The organism is Bradyrhizobium ottawaense (assembly GCF_002278135.3).
Taxonomy (GTDB): Bacteria; Pseudomonadota; Alphaproteobacteria; order Rhizobiales; family Xanthobacteraceae; genus Bradyrhizobium; species Bradyrhizobium ottawaense.
Window position 1 is genome coordinate 3,685,892 of sequence record NZ_CP029425.2, and the last position, 13,606, is coordinate 3,699,497.

General features: G+C 64.3%; 17 protein-coding genes and 1 tRNA gene. 6 read left to right on the top strand and 12 right to left on the bottom strand.

All coding sequences use genetic code 11. From position 1 onward, the window contains the following. Positions 1-127: 127 nt before the first annotated feature. The 3 genes from CIT37_RS17550 to CIT37_RS17560 are packed head-to-tail and all read left to right on the top strand — an operon-like array spanning position 128 to position 2,800. Positions 128-685 (top strand): GbsR/MarR family transcriptional regulator, encoded by a 558-nt coding sequence (locus tag CIT37_RS17550; RefSeq protein ID WP_028140584.1) that lies wholly within the window; start codon positions 128-130, stop codon positions 683-685. Between the two features lie 16 nt (positions 686-701). Continuing rightward, on the top strand, positions 702-1,367 hold the full coding sequence (locus CIT37_RS17555) for a DUF4166 domain-containing protein (protein WP_038972901.1): 666 nt from the start codon (positions 702-704) through the stop codon (positions 1,365-1,367). Beyond that, on the top strand, positions 1,364-2,800 hold the full coding sequence (locus tag CIT37_RS17560; RefSeq protein ID WP_095426268.1) for a TIGR01777 family oxidoreductase: 1,437 nt from the start codon (positions 1,364-1,366) through the stop codon (positions 2,798-2,800). Before CIT37_RS17555 ends, CIT37_RS17560 begins: the two co-directional genes overlap by 4 nt. A 4-nt stretch (positions 2,801-2,804) precedes the next feature. On the opposite strand, the gene CIT37_RS17565 is transcribed toward CIT37_RS17560, so the two are convergent. Further along, entirely contained in the window at positions 2,805-3,659 is an 855-nt protein-coding gene (locus CIT37_RS17565; protein WP_095426269.1) for a LysR family transcriptional regulator, read from the bottom strand. 112 nt (positions 3,660-3,771) lie between these two features. Here CIT37_RS17565 and CIT37_RS17570 point away from each other — a divergent pair, with 112 nt between their 5' ends. Beyond that, positions 3,772-4,194, top strand: coding sequence for a tautomerase family protein (locus CIT37_RS17570; RefSeq protein ID WP_095426270.1), 423 nt, complete (start codon positions 3,772-3,774; stop codon positions 4,192-4,194). A 44-nt stretch (positions 4,195-4,238) separates the two neighbouring features. On the opposite strand, the gene CIT37_RS17575 is transcribed toward CIT37_RS17570, so the two are convergent. Together CIT37_RS17575 and lipB are read right to left on the bottom strand one after the other, a co-directional pair. Next, positions 4,239-4,952, bottom strand: coding sequence for a DNA helicase (locus CIT37_RS17575; protein ID WP_161966425.1), 714 nt, complete (start codon positions 4,950-4,952; stop codon positions 4,239-4,241). A gap of 196 nt (positions 4,953-5,148) precedes the next feature. After that, complete coding sequence (lipB, locus tag CIT37_RS17580) at positions 5,149-5,886, bottom strand: lipoyl(octanoyl) transferase LipB (protein WP_095426271.1); 738 nt, start codon at positions 5,884-5,886, stop codon at positions 5,149-5,151. Between the two features lie 95 nt (positions 5,887-5,981). Here lipB and CIT37_RS17585 point away from each other — a divergent pair, with 95 nt between their 5' ends. After that, positions 5,982-6,224 carry a FliM/FliN family flagellar motor switch protein gene (locus CIT37_RS17585; RefSeq protein ID WP_011088012.1) on the top strand — a complete coding sequence of 81 codons (243 nt, stop codon included), beginning with the start codon at positions 5,982-5,984 and terminating at the stop codon, positions 6,222-6,224. Positions 6,225-6,444: 220 nt separating this feature from the next. Beyond that, positions 6,445-6,529, top strand: a tRNA-Leu gene (locus CIT37_RS17590). 10 nt (positions 6,530-6,539) lie between these two features. Here the strand turns inward: CIT37_RS17590 and CIT37_RS17595 are convergent. The 9 genes from CIT37_RS17595 to CIT37_RS17635 form a co-directional block, all read right to left on the bottom strand. Then, positions 6,540-6,725, bottom strand: a complete 186-nt coding sequence (locus CIT37_RS17595) for a hypothetical protein (RefSeq protein WP_095426272.1) — start codon at positions 6,723-6,725, stop codon at positions 6,540-6,542. Further along, positions 6,722-7,936 (bottom strand): zinc metallochaperone GTPase ZigA, encoded by a 1,215-nt coding sequence (gene zigA / locus CIT37_RS17600; RefSeq protein ID WP_095426273.1) that lies wholly within the window; start codon positions 7,934-7,936, stop codon positions 6,722-6,724. Before zigA ends, CIT37_RS17595 begins: the two co-directional genes overlap by 4 nt. Positions 7,937-8,193: 257 nt before the next feature. After that, complete coding sequence (locus CIT37_RS17605; RefSeq protein ID WP_028140576.1) at positions 8,194-9,015, bottom strand: DUF2182 domain-containing protein; 822 nt, start codon at positions 9,013-9,015, stop codon at positions 8,194-8,196. Positions 9,016-9,066: 51 nt separating this feature from the next. After that, a complete protein-coding gene (locus CIT37_RS17610; RefSeq protein WP_038972898.1) occupies positions 9,067-9,696 on the bottom strand; it encodes a DUF1326 domain-containing protein in 630 nt (209 codons plus the stop codon). Between the two features lie 233 nt (positions 9,697-9,929). Further along, complete coding sequence (locus CIT37_RS17615; protein WP_095426274.1) at positions 9,930-10,904, bottom strand: tripartite tricarboxylate transporter substrate-binding protein; 975 nt, start codon at positions 10,902-10,904, stop codon at positions 9,930-9,932. A gap of 24 nt (positions 10,905-10,928) precedes the next feature. Further along, a complete protein-coding gene (locus CIT37_RS17620; protein WP_038949975.1) occupies positions 10,929-11,645 on the bottom strand; it encodes a GntR family transcriptional regulator in 717 nt (238 codons plus the stop codon). Between the two features lie 23 nt (positions 11,646-11,668). Continuing rightward, on the bottom strand, positions 11,669-12,409 hold the full coding sequence (locus CIT37_RS17625) for an SDR family oxidoreductase (protein ID WP_038949974.1): 741 nt from the start codon (positions 12,407-12,409) through the stop codon (positions 11,669-11,671). 22 nt (positions 12,410-12,431) lie between these two features. Beyond that, a complete protein-coding gene (locus tag CIT37_RS17630; RefSeq protein ID WP_095426275.1) occupies positions 12,432-13,202 on the bottom strand; it encodes an SDR family oxidoreductase in 771 nt (256 codons plus the stop codon). Between the two features lie 15 nt (positions 13,203-13,217). Beyond that, positions 13,218-13,598: a carboxymuconolactone decarboxylase family protein gene (locus tag CIT37_RS17635; protein WP_028137140.1), complete on the bottom strand. Its 381-nt coding sequence runs from the start codon at positions 13,596-13,598 to the stop codon at positions 13,218-13,220. Positions 13,599-13,606 lie beyond the last annotated feature (8 nt).

Sequence of the window (13,606 nt, forward strand, 5' to 3'; positions counted from 1 at the left end):
ACGGGAGCAAACGCCACAGGAGGCGGATGGTTCCCTGAAGTTGGGACATTTTTAGGCAGATATCCGGCACCCGTATACGGGATGAAGCCCGCTTGACAAGGGGACATTATCGTCAGATATTTCTGTCATGACAGAAATGACCGGAAAGAAGAAACTTCCCGCCGCCGTCGAGCGCTTCATCCTGCATTGGGGCGACATGGGGGACGAGTGGGGCGTCAATCGCTCGGTCAGCCAGATTCACGGGCTGCTCTATCTTGCCGAGGCGCCGATGACCGCCGAGGACATCGCCGACACGCTCGGCATGGCTCGCTCGAACGTCTCCAACTCGCTCAAGGAGCTGCTCGCCTGGAACCTGATCCGGCGGGTGCCGATCCTCGGTGACCGCCGCGACCATTACGAGGCCGAGACCGACATCTGGGAGGTCGCCGCCAGAATAGCGGCGCGGCGCAAGGAGCGGGAGCTCGATCCGGCGATCGCGGCGCTCAGGGCGTGCGTGTCCGATGCCGCCGGCGATCCGACCATCAATCCGGTCGCGAGCAAGCGGCTGAAGGAGATGCTCGCCTTCACCGAGCTCGCCGATCACTGGTTCATGCAGATGCTGAAGGTGCCGCGGCCGCGGCTGGTCGCCTTGATGCGGCTTGGCGAGAAGATCGCCAACCTGCTGCCGCTGGGCAAGGCCAAATAGTATTGAGGAGGGTACGATGACGTCGGCAAGATTGTTAGGCTGCAACGCATCGACCTCCGCTCACACCCGACTGCTCGACGATCGCCGCTTCCGCACTTTGCTGTCGAACGAGGATTGGGGCCGGCTGCCGCTGGCGACGTGGCGGCGTTTCTCCAAACGCGTCGCGGACGGCGAGAGCGTCGTCTATGTCGGCGTGGTCGACGAGGTCTCCTTCAGCGACATCGGCTGGTGGTTCGCCCAGGCTGCGCGCCTGATCGGCGGGCCGCTGCCGACCGGCCGCGACACCGGTGTTCCCATGATCGTCACCGTGACCGAGGACGGCACGACCGGCGGTCAGACCTGGACCCGCATCTGCGCGCGCAAGCGCGGCTTTCCGCACGTGATCCATTCCGCCAAGCGTTTTGCCGGTCCGACGGGGCTCGAGGAATATGTCGGCTTCGGCGTCTCGATGGCGCTCCGCACCGCGGTCGAGGACCAGACACTGACCTTCCGCAGTGCCGGTTATGGGCTCCAGCTCGGACGCCTGTGGATCCCGTTGCCGCGCTGGTTCACCCCGGGCGATCTCACGGTGACGCACCGCGACCTCGGCAACGGCGCATTCCGCTTCACCCTCGATGTCATTCATCCTCGTTACGGCGCGCTGATCCACCAGTCCGCCACCTTCAGGGAGGCCGTATCATGACGCCGCTATTGTGGACGCTCATCGCCATCCAGATCGTGATGGGCGTGTTCGACACCTTCTATCACCACGAATTCACCGAGCGCCTGGCCTGGCGGGTGTCGCAGCGTTTCGAACTCAAGCTGCATGGCATCCGCAACATGCTCTATGCCTTGCTGTTCCTCGTGCTCGGCTGGCTCGAGGTTTATGGATTGCTGGCGCTGCTGATCGTCGCGGTGCTGGTCGCCGAGATCGTCATCACGCTGATGGATTTCGTCGAGGAGGATCTGAGCCGGAAACTGCCGCCGAGCGAGCGCATCAACCACACGCTGCTCGCGATCAATTACGGCGCCATTCTCGTGCTGCTGCTACCGGTGCTGACCGATTGGGCGATGCAGCCCTTTGGCGTGACCGTCATGAACCAGGGCCTGCTCAGCATCGCCGCGACCGCCTGCGCGGTTGGCGCCTCGCTCTGTGGCCTCAGGGATTTTGCCGCAATGCGCCGGCTCGGCCGGATGCGCAGCGTTCCCGCCGAGGGGCTTGTCGAAAAGCTCCCGGGCCGCAAGACCGTGCTGATAACGGGTGCCACCGGCTTCATCGGCAGTCGCCTCGCGGCGAGCCTCAGCGGCGCCGGGCATCAGGTCATCGCGCTGATCCGCAATCCCGCGAAGGCGGAGATGCTGCCGCCGCCGATCACGCTGATCACCAGCCTCGATCAGCTCGCCGCGGACACGCCAATCGACGCCATCGTCAATCTCGCCGGCGAGCCGATCGGCAACGGCTTGTGGACCGAGGCGAAGCGCGCGAAGATTCTTGGCTCCCGCATCGACATGACCGGCGAAATCGTCAAACTGATCGCGCGGCTCGATCGCAAGCCCGAGGTGCTGGTCAGCGGCTCCGCGATCGGCTGGTACGGATTGTGGGCCGACCAGGTGCTGACGGAGTCGGCCAAGTCGCACGCCTGTTTCAGCCACGAGCTCTGCGCGGCCTGGGAGAAGGCGGCGCGGCCCGCGGAGGAGCTTGGCGTGCGCGTCGTCTGTTTGCGCATCGGCCTCGTGCTCGGCACCGAAGGCGGCTTCGTCACGCGCATGCTGACGCCGTTCGAGTTCGGCCTCGGTGGTCCCATCGGCACCGGGCGGCAGTGGATGTCCTGGATCGAGCGCGACGATCTCATTCGCCTGATCGCCTATGTGATGGCAACGCCGGATCTGTCGGGCCCCGTCAATGCCACCGCGCCGATCCCGGTGACCAATGCAAAATTCACCGAGGAGCTTGGCCGCCGCCTGCATCGGCCGGCGATTTTCCGCATTCCCGGCGGCTTGTTGCGCCGGATCGGCGGCGGCTTCGCCGACGAGCTGCTGCTCGGCGGTCAGCGCGTGCTGCCCAACAAGGCGCTGAGCCGCGGCTTTGTGTTCAGGCACGAGACGCTGCGCAGCGCGTTCGATGCGATTTTGTGAGACATCAGGTGGCCGCGACGCTCCGAAACGTCGCCGCCACCGCGCGTAGCGCCGCAAGCTTGGCGGGATCGCTGACCTTCGAATGTAGCATCACCTTCGAGCTGCCGAGTTTCGGCAGCCTGTGCGCGGGTCCAATATCGACCAGCCCGGGAGGCGCGATCCGCCGCGCCAGTGGCGCGATCGCAAGTCCCGCGAGCGCAGCTGCGACCACCGCCGTGACGCCGCCGCCGACAAAGCGCTCGCGCCAGGCGAGGCCGGCCTTGTCGAGCGCGCGCACGGCGATGGCGCGGACGCCGCAGGGCGGAGCGAGGGTTGCGAGCGGCAGCGCTTCGCCCTTCGGCAGGGTGAAGCGCCGTGACGCGAACCAGCCGAATTCGTCCTCGGTCAACCTCTCGCCGCCGCGGCGGCTGCCTTCCTGGCGGACGATCACAGCGTCCAGCTCGCCGGCGTCATAGGCATCCTGCATCTCGCGCGAGAAGCCGATGGTGACGGCGAGGGTGAGATTTGACGACATCGCGTGCAGGCGTTCCAGCAGGGGCACCAGCTCGGGGCCGGCGGCGTGATCGGAGATGCCGAGCGAGAGCGATTGTGCGGCCGGGGCCTCGCCCGACAGCGCGCGGTCATGCGCCGCCATCAGCGCGCGGGCGCGATCGAGGAAGCTGGCGCCGTCGGCAGTGAGCCGGACCGCGCGTGGCGAGCGCTCGACGAGGCGTCTTGCCAGCAACGTCTCCAGCCGCTGCAGCTTGAGACTGACAGCGGCTTGTGTCGTGCCCAGCGCCTCGGCAGCACGCGTAAAACTCTGGAGGTCGGCGACCAGCAGGAAGGCCTTGATCGTGGCGATGTCGAGGGTGGCTGTCATTATGGATCGTTATCACTGGTATCAACAGAGATAAGATATCAAAATGACGAGGGGAGGTCTAGCTTCTCACCAACGCCGGGCAAATCCGGCGCTGCATCTTGAGGAGAGCACCATGCCGCTGATCACCGTGTCCTACACCTCGTCCCGCCAGTCGCCCTCGCTGAAGGCCGAGATCGCCAACGCCGTGTCCGAGCTCACCGCAAAGATCCTGCACAAGGATCCCAAGGTGACTGCCATCATCGTCAAGTCGGTCGAGGCCGACGACTGGTTCGCCGGCGGCAAGTCGCTCGCCGAGCAGAAGCTTGCCAGCTACTGGATCGACATCCACGTCAGCGAAGGCACCAACACCAAGGACGAGAAGGCCGCTTATCTTGCCGCCATGTTCAAGCGCATGGCCGAGATTCTGGGGCCGTTGCATCCCGAGACCTATCTGCATGTCGACGAGGTCAAGGGCGATGCCTACGGTTTCGGCGGCCTCACCCAGGAGCGCCGCTACATCGCCGGCAAGCTCGACGTGTCGCTGCAGGCGGCGTGAGGCTGCAAGCCGCGGGTAGAGCCATCTCACCCGCGGCCTGAGCGTCAGCTTGCTGCCCGGAACTGAACTTCGGAATTGTTCAGGAAGCACGTCTTGTCGAACAGCTTCAGATCCAGCGGATTTGGCAAGCGGACATCGTCGAGGTCGGGGCAGGGCTTGACTGCGGGATCGTAGCAACGATCGATCTGCGAGATGAAGGCGACGATCAGCCCCTTGTCGCGTGCGAACGATTTCAGCGCGCGAACCTGAACGGAGAGGTCGGGGTTTTCCCGCCTCTGGTCAAGCAGTTGCAGATAGTCGATCACCACGAACGTGCCGCATGGTGCCGCGGCCATCTCCTTGACGATGTAATCGGCGCTGATGGCGTCGGAGCAATCGACATCGAAGAGCTCGCGGAATTGCGCGGGGTCCGCGCCGATCGCCTGGAAGCGCTCCAGAACATCCTTCTCGGTGTATTCGAGCCAGAAGAACGCAGCGCGATGGCCCGACCGCATGGCTTCCACGGCAAGTTCGAGGCTCATCAGAGTCTTGCCCTGGCCGGGGCGCGCGCCGACCAGCACCAGATCGCCGGGCCGGAATTGCGGAAACAGCCTGCCCGCCGGCGTGATGGCCGCGGCTTTCGCTGCGAGCATGCTCCAGGCGGAAAACCCTTCCGTCGTCGCGATGCGATCAAGTGCATCGTGCAGCGGAATGCCTTCCTCGCGGGACAGGCGCTTCGCCTTGCGCTTCAGATGATAGATCGGTGCAGACAATCTCATCGTCAAAACCTCCCATTGCGAGCAGAAAGCGCAATCCCTCCTTATGCCTGGCGCTCGAACAGTCGGCCGATGATCTCATCGCCCGGCATGAAGTCTGCTTTCCCGGCGGAGGGGGGAGGCGTGGGCGACACCTGACGCGAGCATAGCCGATTCCGCGACGAGCGGGGACTGCGGGCGGTTGGGCGCCACAAAAATGCTAGGCGGCCGCTTCCGGCACCAACGCTTTGGTCGGCCCGAACAGCTCCTCGAACGCCTGCCGAAGCGCGATGTCGACGTCAGCCATGGTCACGAGCTGGCCGAGGTCGACCAGCGAGGTGACGCCGTAGCGGGCGTCAGTGACGCCGCACGGCACGATGCCGGTGAAATGCGACAGCTCCGGCTCGACATTGATGGCGATGCCGTGGAACGAGACCCAGCGTTTCAGCCGCACGCCGATCGCCGCGATCTTGTCCTCGTAACCTTCGCCCTTGTCGGGTCGCCTGACCCAGACGCCGACCCGATCCTCACGCCGCTCGCCGCGGACGTTGAAGGCGGCGAGCGTGCGCAGAATCAGCTCCTCCAGGCTCGCGACATAGGCCCGGACGTCCGGCCGGCGGCGCTTGAGATCGAGCATGACATAGGCCACCCGCTGGCCGGGCCCGTGATAGGTGAGCTGCCCGCCGCGTCCGGTGGCGAAGATCGGGAATCGGGGATCGCGCAGGTCGCTGTCCTTGCCCGAGGTGCCGGAGGTGTAGAGCGGGGGGTGTTCGAGCAGCCAGACCAGCTCCGCGGCCTCGCCCGCCGCAATGGCGGCGACCCGGGCTTCCATCTCGGCCACCGCCTCCGGATAGGGCACCGCCGCGTCCGAGATTCGCCACTCCACGGGCTGGCCGTGGGACGCCGAAAACGACGTCAAATCCAGCTCTTGGCGCGGGTTTTGGGGCAAATTAACCATTGGCTAACCATAACGTGGTGATCATTGCAGGCGCAAATGCCAAGTCCTTGTCCGAAGTCCTTGGTCCTTCGTCCCTGGTTGCGGCGGTCCTGACAGTGCCCACTCTCGATAAAGTCACCGTGGATCTCATGGTCGTCCTCGGGACGACTACGATGCCGATCCATCAAGTATTACGTCTTTCCCGCGGCGCCATCATCGAGCTGGACGCAACCGAGGCCGACGAGGTCAAGGTTTTGGCCAATAATCTGCCGGTCGCCTCCGGCGTCGTGCTGGTCGACCGCAACCGGATCGCGGTCGAGGTCAAGCAGATGCTGCCGCGCACGCCGGGCACGCGGTAGCGGCCCGGGGACCCGATAGGGTCGGGAGCACGCAGTCGCGGCCCGGCACACGGTAGGGGCACTGGGCCGGCGGTAAAGGCCGATTCGGGTGGAAGGCCAGGAACTTTCCTGCAAAGCTGTGGAATTCAGGGCCTTTGCAGGCTTGTACCCCTCTGATGGATTTGTTAGATCGGCGCCGTTGATCCGGCTGGCCTTCAAGCCTCAAGCCGGCATCCCCAAAGCGCTCGTGGCGGAACTGGTAGACGCGCTGCCTTGAGGTGGCAGTGAGTAAAATCGTGGGGGTTCGAGTCCCTCCGAGCGCACCACCTTCATCCCTTATCGTTGTTTGGGCTGGATTTCGGCGGCCGCTTCGCGTGCCGCCCATTGATCTGGCGGGTCATGCGCGCCGCCGCCGGCAGGGGCGTCCGGTGGGAAGATGCTGTCGTAGATCGCACGCGCCTCGCGGATGAGGCGCTGCCGCTCGAGTTCGGATTTCGAGGCGAAGCGGACGACGTTCGTCATTCGCGCTCCAAAACTTCGTTCGCGCGCCGCCAGACTGGAAACGGGTCTGCAAGCTTCGCCCATTCCGTGACGTTCATGGCCGGCTTGCCCGGGACAAGGCAGGCATCCAGGCGTGCGCGGAGCGCGCTCTCGTCCATGCCCGCGCCGATGAACACGATTTCCTGGCGGCGATCGCCATAGATGTCGTTCCAGTTCGCACGCAACCGCTTGCGCCAAAACGGGTCGTCCGGCCAGCGTTCCGCAGGCACGCTCGCCCACCAGAATCCAAGGGCCTCGGTGCGCGTGATCGCGCCGGCCTGGCTGATCTCGCCCAGCCATTGCGGCCGCGTCGCCAGCCAGAAATGTCCTTTGGCGCGAATGACACCGGGCCAGGGCTCTCGCACGAACTTGTCGAATTTTTCGGGATCGAACGGCCGGCGCGCCCGATAGACGAAGCTGCTCACGCCGTATTCCTCCGTCTCCGGCACGTGATCGGCAAAGCCGTAGAGTTCCTTGAACCAGAGTGGATGCGCTTGCGCCTTTTCGAAGTCGAACCGGCCGGTGTCGAGAATGCGATCGAAGGCGACCCGGCTGTAGTTGGCTTCGATCAACTCCGCTTCCGGATTGAGCGCGCGGATGATCTTTCGCGCTGCTTCGCGTTGTGCCGGCGAGGCGTCATCGACCTTGTTGAGCACGATCACGTCGGCAAATTCGATCTGCTCGACGAGCAGATCGACCAGCGTGCGCTTGTCGTGCGCCAGCGCTTCGCCGCGCTGCTCCAGGAAATCCGTCGATGAATAATCCCTCAGCAGATTCACCGCGTCGACCACGGTGACCATGGTGTCGAGGCGTGCCACGTCGGAGAGGCTTTCGCCGTCCTCGGAACGGAAGTCGAAGGTCGCAGCAACCGGCAGCGGCTCGGAGATGCCGGTGGATTCGATCAGCAGATAATCGAACCGGTCGTTTTCGGCGAGGGCGCGCACCTCCTTCAGCAGGTCGTCGCGCAGCGTGCAACAGATGCACCCGTTGGTCATCTCGACGAGCTTCTCGTCAGTCCTGGACAGGTTCGCACCGCCACCACGGACCAGATCCGCATCGATGTTCACCTCGCTCATGTCGTTGACGATCACCGCCACTTTCAGGCCGTGCCGGTTGTTCAGGACGTGGTTCATCAAAGTGGTCTTTCCAGCCCCGAGGAAGCCGGACAAGACGGTGACGGGGAGTTTTTGCATGGAGATCGAACAGTCTTTTCAAGGGGATAGAGTGACGCGGGGGCATTGGGACCGGATATGTAATGTTATAACATTACATTCATTGTCGGCGTCGTCGTCAAGCCGTTTTGCGGTTCAACTGAAGTTGCGAACGTTCAAGTGATTGTTCTTTGCCCCGTGGGAGCGGTCGGGGCAGGCAAAATGCCGGACAGCGGTGCGCCGGAGAACGGGCGACGCAGCCCAGCGTAGAAATCGAACTGAACGTCAAGCAGATTGCATCACTGCGGCAAGTGCACCAGCAGCCAGGCGCCCGCGGCCACACATGCGATGCCGGCAGCGCGCGCGATCCATCGTCCGACCGGCGTAACTTTCTCCAGGAGGACAAGCAGCGCCAAAACCGCGATCCAGAGCACGTTCATCACTCCGCCGACGAACAACAGCGCCATCAAAACCCAGCAGCAGCCGACACAATAGCCTCCGTGCCGAAGTCCCAGCAGCAGGCAGCCGCGCAGGTCGCCGCGAAAGCCGCCATGGCGCATCAGGAACAGAAACGGCGACTGGCATTGGGCGAGACAGACGTCCTTCAGCGGTGTCCATTGATAGACACCAGCCGCGACCAGCACGATGGCGCCGAGCAGGTTGCTTGCGAGCGCCATTCGGGAATCCAGCAAGGTGGCGCGCTCGACCGCCCATTGAAGAAGGGTGGCCGCCAGCGAAAAGCCGCACCAGGCGAGGAGATAACCGGCGGCAAACCAGCCGGTCGCGGCGAACGGCTTGCCCTGTGCTTTGCCCTGTCGGCCTACGCGGGCGTACATCAGGATCATCGGCGCGGCCGAAGGGGCCATCATTCCGATCATCATCACCGCCCACATCAGCAGCACGTAGGCGAACTCGAACGTTCGCCACGGTTCGCTCGTCGGCAGCATGATTCCGATCCCGGCCGGGATCATGCGGAATCCGGCCATGTCCATGCCGCCCATGTCCATGTCGTTGGCGAGCCAGAGCACATAGCTCCATGCCAGCACGACAATGAGGCCGATCGCGCCGCCGACGATCCAGCGATCGCGACGCAGCACGGTTTCCAGTGGGCTGTCCGTCATTGGCGATCGAAATTGCCCGGCCCTGACGCCGGCCGGTATCGGAAGTTTACATCACGCCTGGTTCGACCAGCGGATCGGCGCATAGAGGCCGTTCCTGCCGGAATTATCCCAGCGCATGCCATGATCGCTGAAGGTATTGCCGGCGGCGCCGACGGCCATCACCATGGCATCGGGGCTGACCGGATGGCCGATGTTCACCCACATCTCCCCGCTCGGATGCATGGTTGGCAGGGGATCGACGGACATGTGCAGGATGCCGGGGATTTCCGCGGACCGCGTCTTGCCGTCGATCCGGAACGTGATCGGGACCTTGCGCACCCCCAGGTTCTTGCTGATCAGCGGCGTGAACGCGGCCATCGGACCGCCGGCACCGCCGGTGAAGATCGCAGCCAGGGCCTCGGTCTGCTCATCGCTGGCGCGCTGATCGATATAGGCGGCGATTGACCAATCTCCGTCTGCCATGACCCCAGGTGCGTGGAGGACGACGAGGACATTAAGTCCATCCAGCTCGATGTCACCGTAGCGGCCGCTCTCGATGTGGAAGATCAGCGGTACGTTGCAGAAGCCTTCGGTCGGTCGTGCGGTCAACGGGGGCGCCGCCGACACCAGGCAGGGACACACGATGCTGCAACTGCAATTCTCGAAATAGTCACCGGAAAGGTGCCATGGGACATCTGCCATCGCTGTCTCCCGCTAGGCCGAACCCGATAGATGCTTTCGAATGAGCTACGCTTGGTTGAAAGTTACGCCGCGCGGCGGAGCCCCGCAATGGGGCTCGGCCGATTTACGGAAAAGTGCACCGATCAGCTGGAATTGCACCTGAACTCCAAACGCGACCGTCCTCCGAGCGTACCGAAGCCAATTTTCCCTTTGAGATCACGGATATTTTGGACGTGTTCCGGAGATGGCCGAGCCTACTGCGGCTCGATTCCGGCCGCTTCGATGATCCGTCCCCATTTGCCGATCTCGGCTTTCAGAAAAGCTTCGAGGGCTTCCGGCGTCGCGCGCTCGATCTCGACCGGCGCCATGCTGAGCTCGGCAAAGCGGCTGATCAGCGCGGGATCCTTCAGCGCCGTCTGCAGTGCGCCCACGAGATGGTCGACGACGGGCTTGGGCGTGCCGCGCGGCGCGTAGAGGCCGTACCAGGTCGTGACATTGAACTCGGGAACGCCGGCTTCGGTCGAGGTCGGCACATCAGGCAGCGTCGCGACACGCGTCTTGCTGGTGATGGCATAGCCCTTGATCGTCTTCGACTGGATGTACGGCGTCGGCCCTGTCGCGGGATCGCAATAGACGTCGATGTGGCCTGCGATGACGTCGTTCAGCGCCGGTCCGCCGCCCTTGTAGTAGATCGGGGTGAGCTTGGTATCGGTGGCGCTCATGAACATCAGGCCGCAGAGCTGCGAGGCCGAGCCGAGACCGACATTGCCGAAAGTGACCTTGTCACCGGCGTTGCGGATATGCGCGACCAGCTCGCCGAGATCCTTGGCTGGAAAATTCGGTCGCGCCACCAGGATCATCGGGACGTCGGTGACGAGCCCGATCGGGGCGAAATCGCCGACCGGGTCGAACGGCAGCTTGGCGTAGAGGGCAGGCGCGGTGGCCTGGCCGACATGCATCAGCAGCAGCGTGTAGCCATCCGCGGCCGCCTTGGCGACGCGGTTGGTGCCGAGCGTGCCGCCGGCACCGACGACATTCTCGATGACGATGGACTGTTTCAGCGTCGCGCTCATGGCGCTGCCGAGGATACGTGCGATGACGTCGCCGGGACCGCCGGCGGAGAACGGCACGATCATCGTGACCGGGCGATTGGGAAAGTCGTCAGCGAGCGCTGCGCCGCAGGGATGAAGTAGGAGGAACAGGATCAGCGATCGTACGAGAAACTTCATCGAACACTCCCTGGCGGCATTATTCTAGTCGTCGGAAGGCGCCGCCTCCTTGGCCGCCGACGATTTTTCGATCATGTCGAGCGCGGCCACCGCGGCCGCGTTGATGTGGTCGACGCAGCAACGCTCGGCGAGATCCGGATCGCCGTTCTGGATCGCACGCCAGATCGCGGTGACCTCGCGCAGACTCTTGTTGATCCGCTTCGGTTGCGACATCGAGGTGATCCGCAGCAGCTGGATGCGATCGTGCAGCGGCTTGAGCATGCGCTGGATAAACGCATTGCGGCAGCCGCCGATCAGCGCCGCGTAGAAATCGGTCTTGGCTTCGAGGCATCCGACGAGGTCTTGCTTGGCCGCGGCCGCCTTCAGCCGTGTCAGGGCGTCGCCGATCCGGCGTGCCACTTCGGGGTCGTGAAGCCTGGCGCATTCGCGGCCGGCGAATCCTTCGAGCACTGCGCGCGCCGCGTAGAGCTGCCGGGCCTCTTCGAGGCTGATCGTGGACACCACGGGGCCGCGGTGCGGAACCGTATTGACCAGCCCGTCGGCTTCGAGCGCACGCAGCGCTTCGCGGATCGAGGGGCGGCTGACGCCCATCATCTCGCAGAGCTCGCGCTCGACCAGGCGCTGGCCCGGCTTCAGCGTTCCCGACATGATCGCCTCACGCAGCTTCTGCGCCACCATCGCCCGGACGGTCGGGACGTCCTCGATGCGGAGTGTCGACTGCAATTCGTTGCGTCTTTCCATGTCCGGGTCCTGTTCGGGAAAACTCAGTACCGGTTTACAGGCAGAATCATCATTTCGGCAATTTGAACGTGGGCGGGCTGGTCGAGCGCGAAGACGATCGAGCGGGCGATATCGGCCGGATCGAGCGCCATCCTGAACTGGTCGAAATAGTCCTTTTCCTTCTGCTGATCGCCGCGGTAGCGGGTCAGGATGATGTTGGTCCGGGTCAGGCCGGGCTGCAGCTCGGTCACCCGGATCGCGGTTTCCGCCAGCTCGCCCCGGAGGGTCTCGGTGAACATGTGCACGCCCGCCTTGCTGGTGCTGTACGCCGCCATGTCGGGCACGATCCGCACCGCGTTGATGGAGCTGATGTTGACGATGTGGCCGGCGTTGCGCTGGACCATGCCGGGAAGGATCGCGCGCGTGACGCGCATCAGGCCGATCAGGTTGGTCTGGATGATGCTGGACCAGTCGTCCGCAGAACCGATGTCGAAGCGCGTCCGGCCGCCGATGTCGTGGCCGGCATTGTTGATGAGAACGTCGACCGGCTTGAAATGACCGGGAATGGCATCCGGCAGGCGATCGACGGCCGTTGCATCGCTGACGTCGAGCTGGATCGGAAACACCGCATCGCCCGCCGTCGCCGCCAGCTCTTCAAGCGCCTTGGCGTCGCGATCGACCAGCACGACGCGGCGGCCGCTATCCAGCAGTGCCTTGGTGATGGCGCGTCCCATGCCGCCGGCGGCACCCGTCAGCACCACGGTCTGGCCTGATTGTTCAGTCATCGCTGCACTCCCATTCCAGTTCTCATGCCACCGACCAGCCGCCGTCGATCGGCAGGCTGGCGCCGGTGATGTCGTTCGCGGCCGGACCGCAGAGGAAGACGACCATGGCGGCGACGGCGTCCATTTCGACGAAGCGCTGCGTCGGCTGGCGCTCGCCGAGATAGTCGCGCGTCACGTCCTCGACCGGACGATCGCTGCTCGATGCCATCGTCGCGATCTTGTTCAGGATCGCGGGCGTCGGCAGCGTGCCTGGGCAGAGCGTGTTGCAGGTGATGCCGCTGCGTGCCGTCTCGATGGCGACGGCGCGGGTCATGCCTGCAATTGCGGTCTTGGTGGTGACGTAGTCGATGCGGTCCTCGACCGCGCGGCTGGAATAGATCGAGCCCATGTTGACGATCCGGCCCCAGCCGCGATGCTTCATCGCAGGCAGCGCCAGGCGGATGAGGTGGAACGGCGCCGACAAATTGACGGCGAGGGCCTCATCCCAGCGCTCGGGCGGAAACTGTTCGATGGCAGAGAAATGCCGCACGACGGCATTGTTGACGAGGATGTCGATGGCGCCGCAGCGGTCGAGCAGGTCCGCCATCATGGCCTCGATCCCCTCGCGCCGGGACAGATCGGCGCCGGCGGCGATGACCTCCACGCCGAAGCGGGCGCGGAGGTCATCCGCGGCCTGCTTCGGCGTGTCGAGATCGTGAAGGACGATATTGGCGCCCGCGCCGGCAAGGCCTTCGGCGATAGCGAGGCCGAGGCCCGCGGTCGCGCCGGTCACGAGTGCCCATTTGCCCTTCATCGCAGCCACGCTCCGCTACTTCTTGTCGAGCTCGGCGAAGACTTCCTTCGCATTCCGAAATGCATCCACGCCGGCCGGCACGCCGCAATAGATTGCGACCTGCATGAAGACCTCGCGGATTTCCTCCTTGGTCGCGCCATTGGCGAGCGCGCCGCGGACATGGGTCTTCAGCTCATGAGGACGGTTGAGTGCGCAGAGCATCGCCAGATTGAGGAAGCTGCGCGTCTTTCGTGTGAGGCCCTCGCGGCCCCAGACGTAACCCCAGCAATATTCCGTGGTGAGGTCCTGCATCGGCCGGTTGAACTCGTCGGCGGATGCGATCGCCTTGTCGACGAATTCGTTGCCGAGCACGCTCTTGCGGATTTCGAGGCCGCGGTCGTAGGTCGCTTTGTCCATTGTGGTCT

Excerpts from the sequence above, each read along its gene's own strand:
- CIT37_RS17550 (WP_028140584.1), top strand. The coding sequence starts at position 128 with ATGACAGAAATGACCGGAAAGAAGAAACTTCCCGCCGCCGTCGAGCGC.
- CIT37_RS17555 (WP_038972901.1), top strand. The coding sequence starts at position 702 with ATGACGTCGGCAAGATTGTTAGGCTGCAACGCATCGACCTCCGCTCAC.
- CIT37_RS17560 (WP_095426268.1), top strand. The coding sequence starts at position 1,364 with ATGACGCCGCTATTGTGGACGCTCATCGCCATCCAGATCGTGATGGGC.
- CIT37_RS17565 (WP_095426269.1), bottom strand. The coding sequence starts at position 3,659 with ATGACAGCCACCCTCGACATCGCCACGATCAAGGCCTTCCTGCTGGTC.
- CIT37_RS17570 (WP_095426270.1), top strand. The coding sequence starts at position 3,772 with ATGCCGCTGATCACCGTGTCCTACACCTCGTCCCGCCAGTCGCCCTCG.
- CIT37_RS17575 (WP_161966425.1), bottom strand. The coding sequence starts at position 4,952 with ATGAGATTGTCTGCACCGATCTATCATCTGAAGCGCAAGGCGAAGCGC.
- lipB (WP_095426271.1), bottom strand. The coding sequence starts at position 5,886 with ATGGTTAATTTGCCCCAAAACCCGCGCCAAGAGCTGGATTTGACGTCG.
- CIT37_RS17595 (WP_095426272.1), bottom strand. The coding sequence starts at position 6,725 with ATGACGAACGTCGTCCGCTTCGCCTCGAAATCCGAACTCGAGCGGCAG.
- zigA (WP_095426273.1), bottom strand. The coding sequence starts at position 7,936 with ATGCAAAAACTCCCCGTCACCGTCTTGTCCGGCTTCCTCGGGGCTGGA.
- CIT37_RS17605 (WP_028140576.1), bottom strand. The coding sequence starts at position 9,015 with ATGACGGACAGCCCACTGGAAACCGTGCTGCGTCGCGATCGCTGGATC.
- CIT37_RS17610 (WP_038972898.1), bottom strand. The coding sequence starts at position 9,696 with ATGGCAGATGTCCCATGGCACCTTTCCGGTGACTATTTCGAGAATTGC.
- CIT37_RS17615 (WP_095426274.1), bottom strand. The coding sequence starts at position 10,904 with ATGAAGTTTCTCGTACGATCGCTGATCCTGTTCCTCCTACTTCATCCC.
- CIT37_RS17620 (WP_038949975.1), bottom strand. The coding sequence starts at position 11,645 with ATGGAAAGACGCAACGAATTGCAGTCGACACTCCGCATCGAGGACGTC.
- CIT37_RS17625 (WP_038949974.1), bottom strand. The coding sequence starts at position 12,409 with ATGACTGAACAATCAGGCCAGACCGTGGTGCTGACGGGTGCCGCCGGC.
- CIT37_RS17630 (WP_095426275.1), bottom strand. The coding sequence starts at position 13,202 with ATGAAGGGCAAATGGGCACTCGTGACCGGCGCGACCGCGGGCCTCGGC.
- CIT37_RS17635 (WP_028137140.1), bottom strand. The coding sequence starts at position 13,598 with ATGGACAAAGCGACCTACGACCGCGGCCTCGAAATCCGCAAGAGCGTG.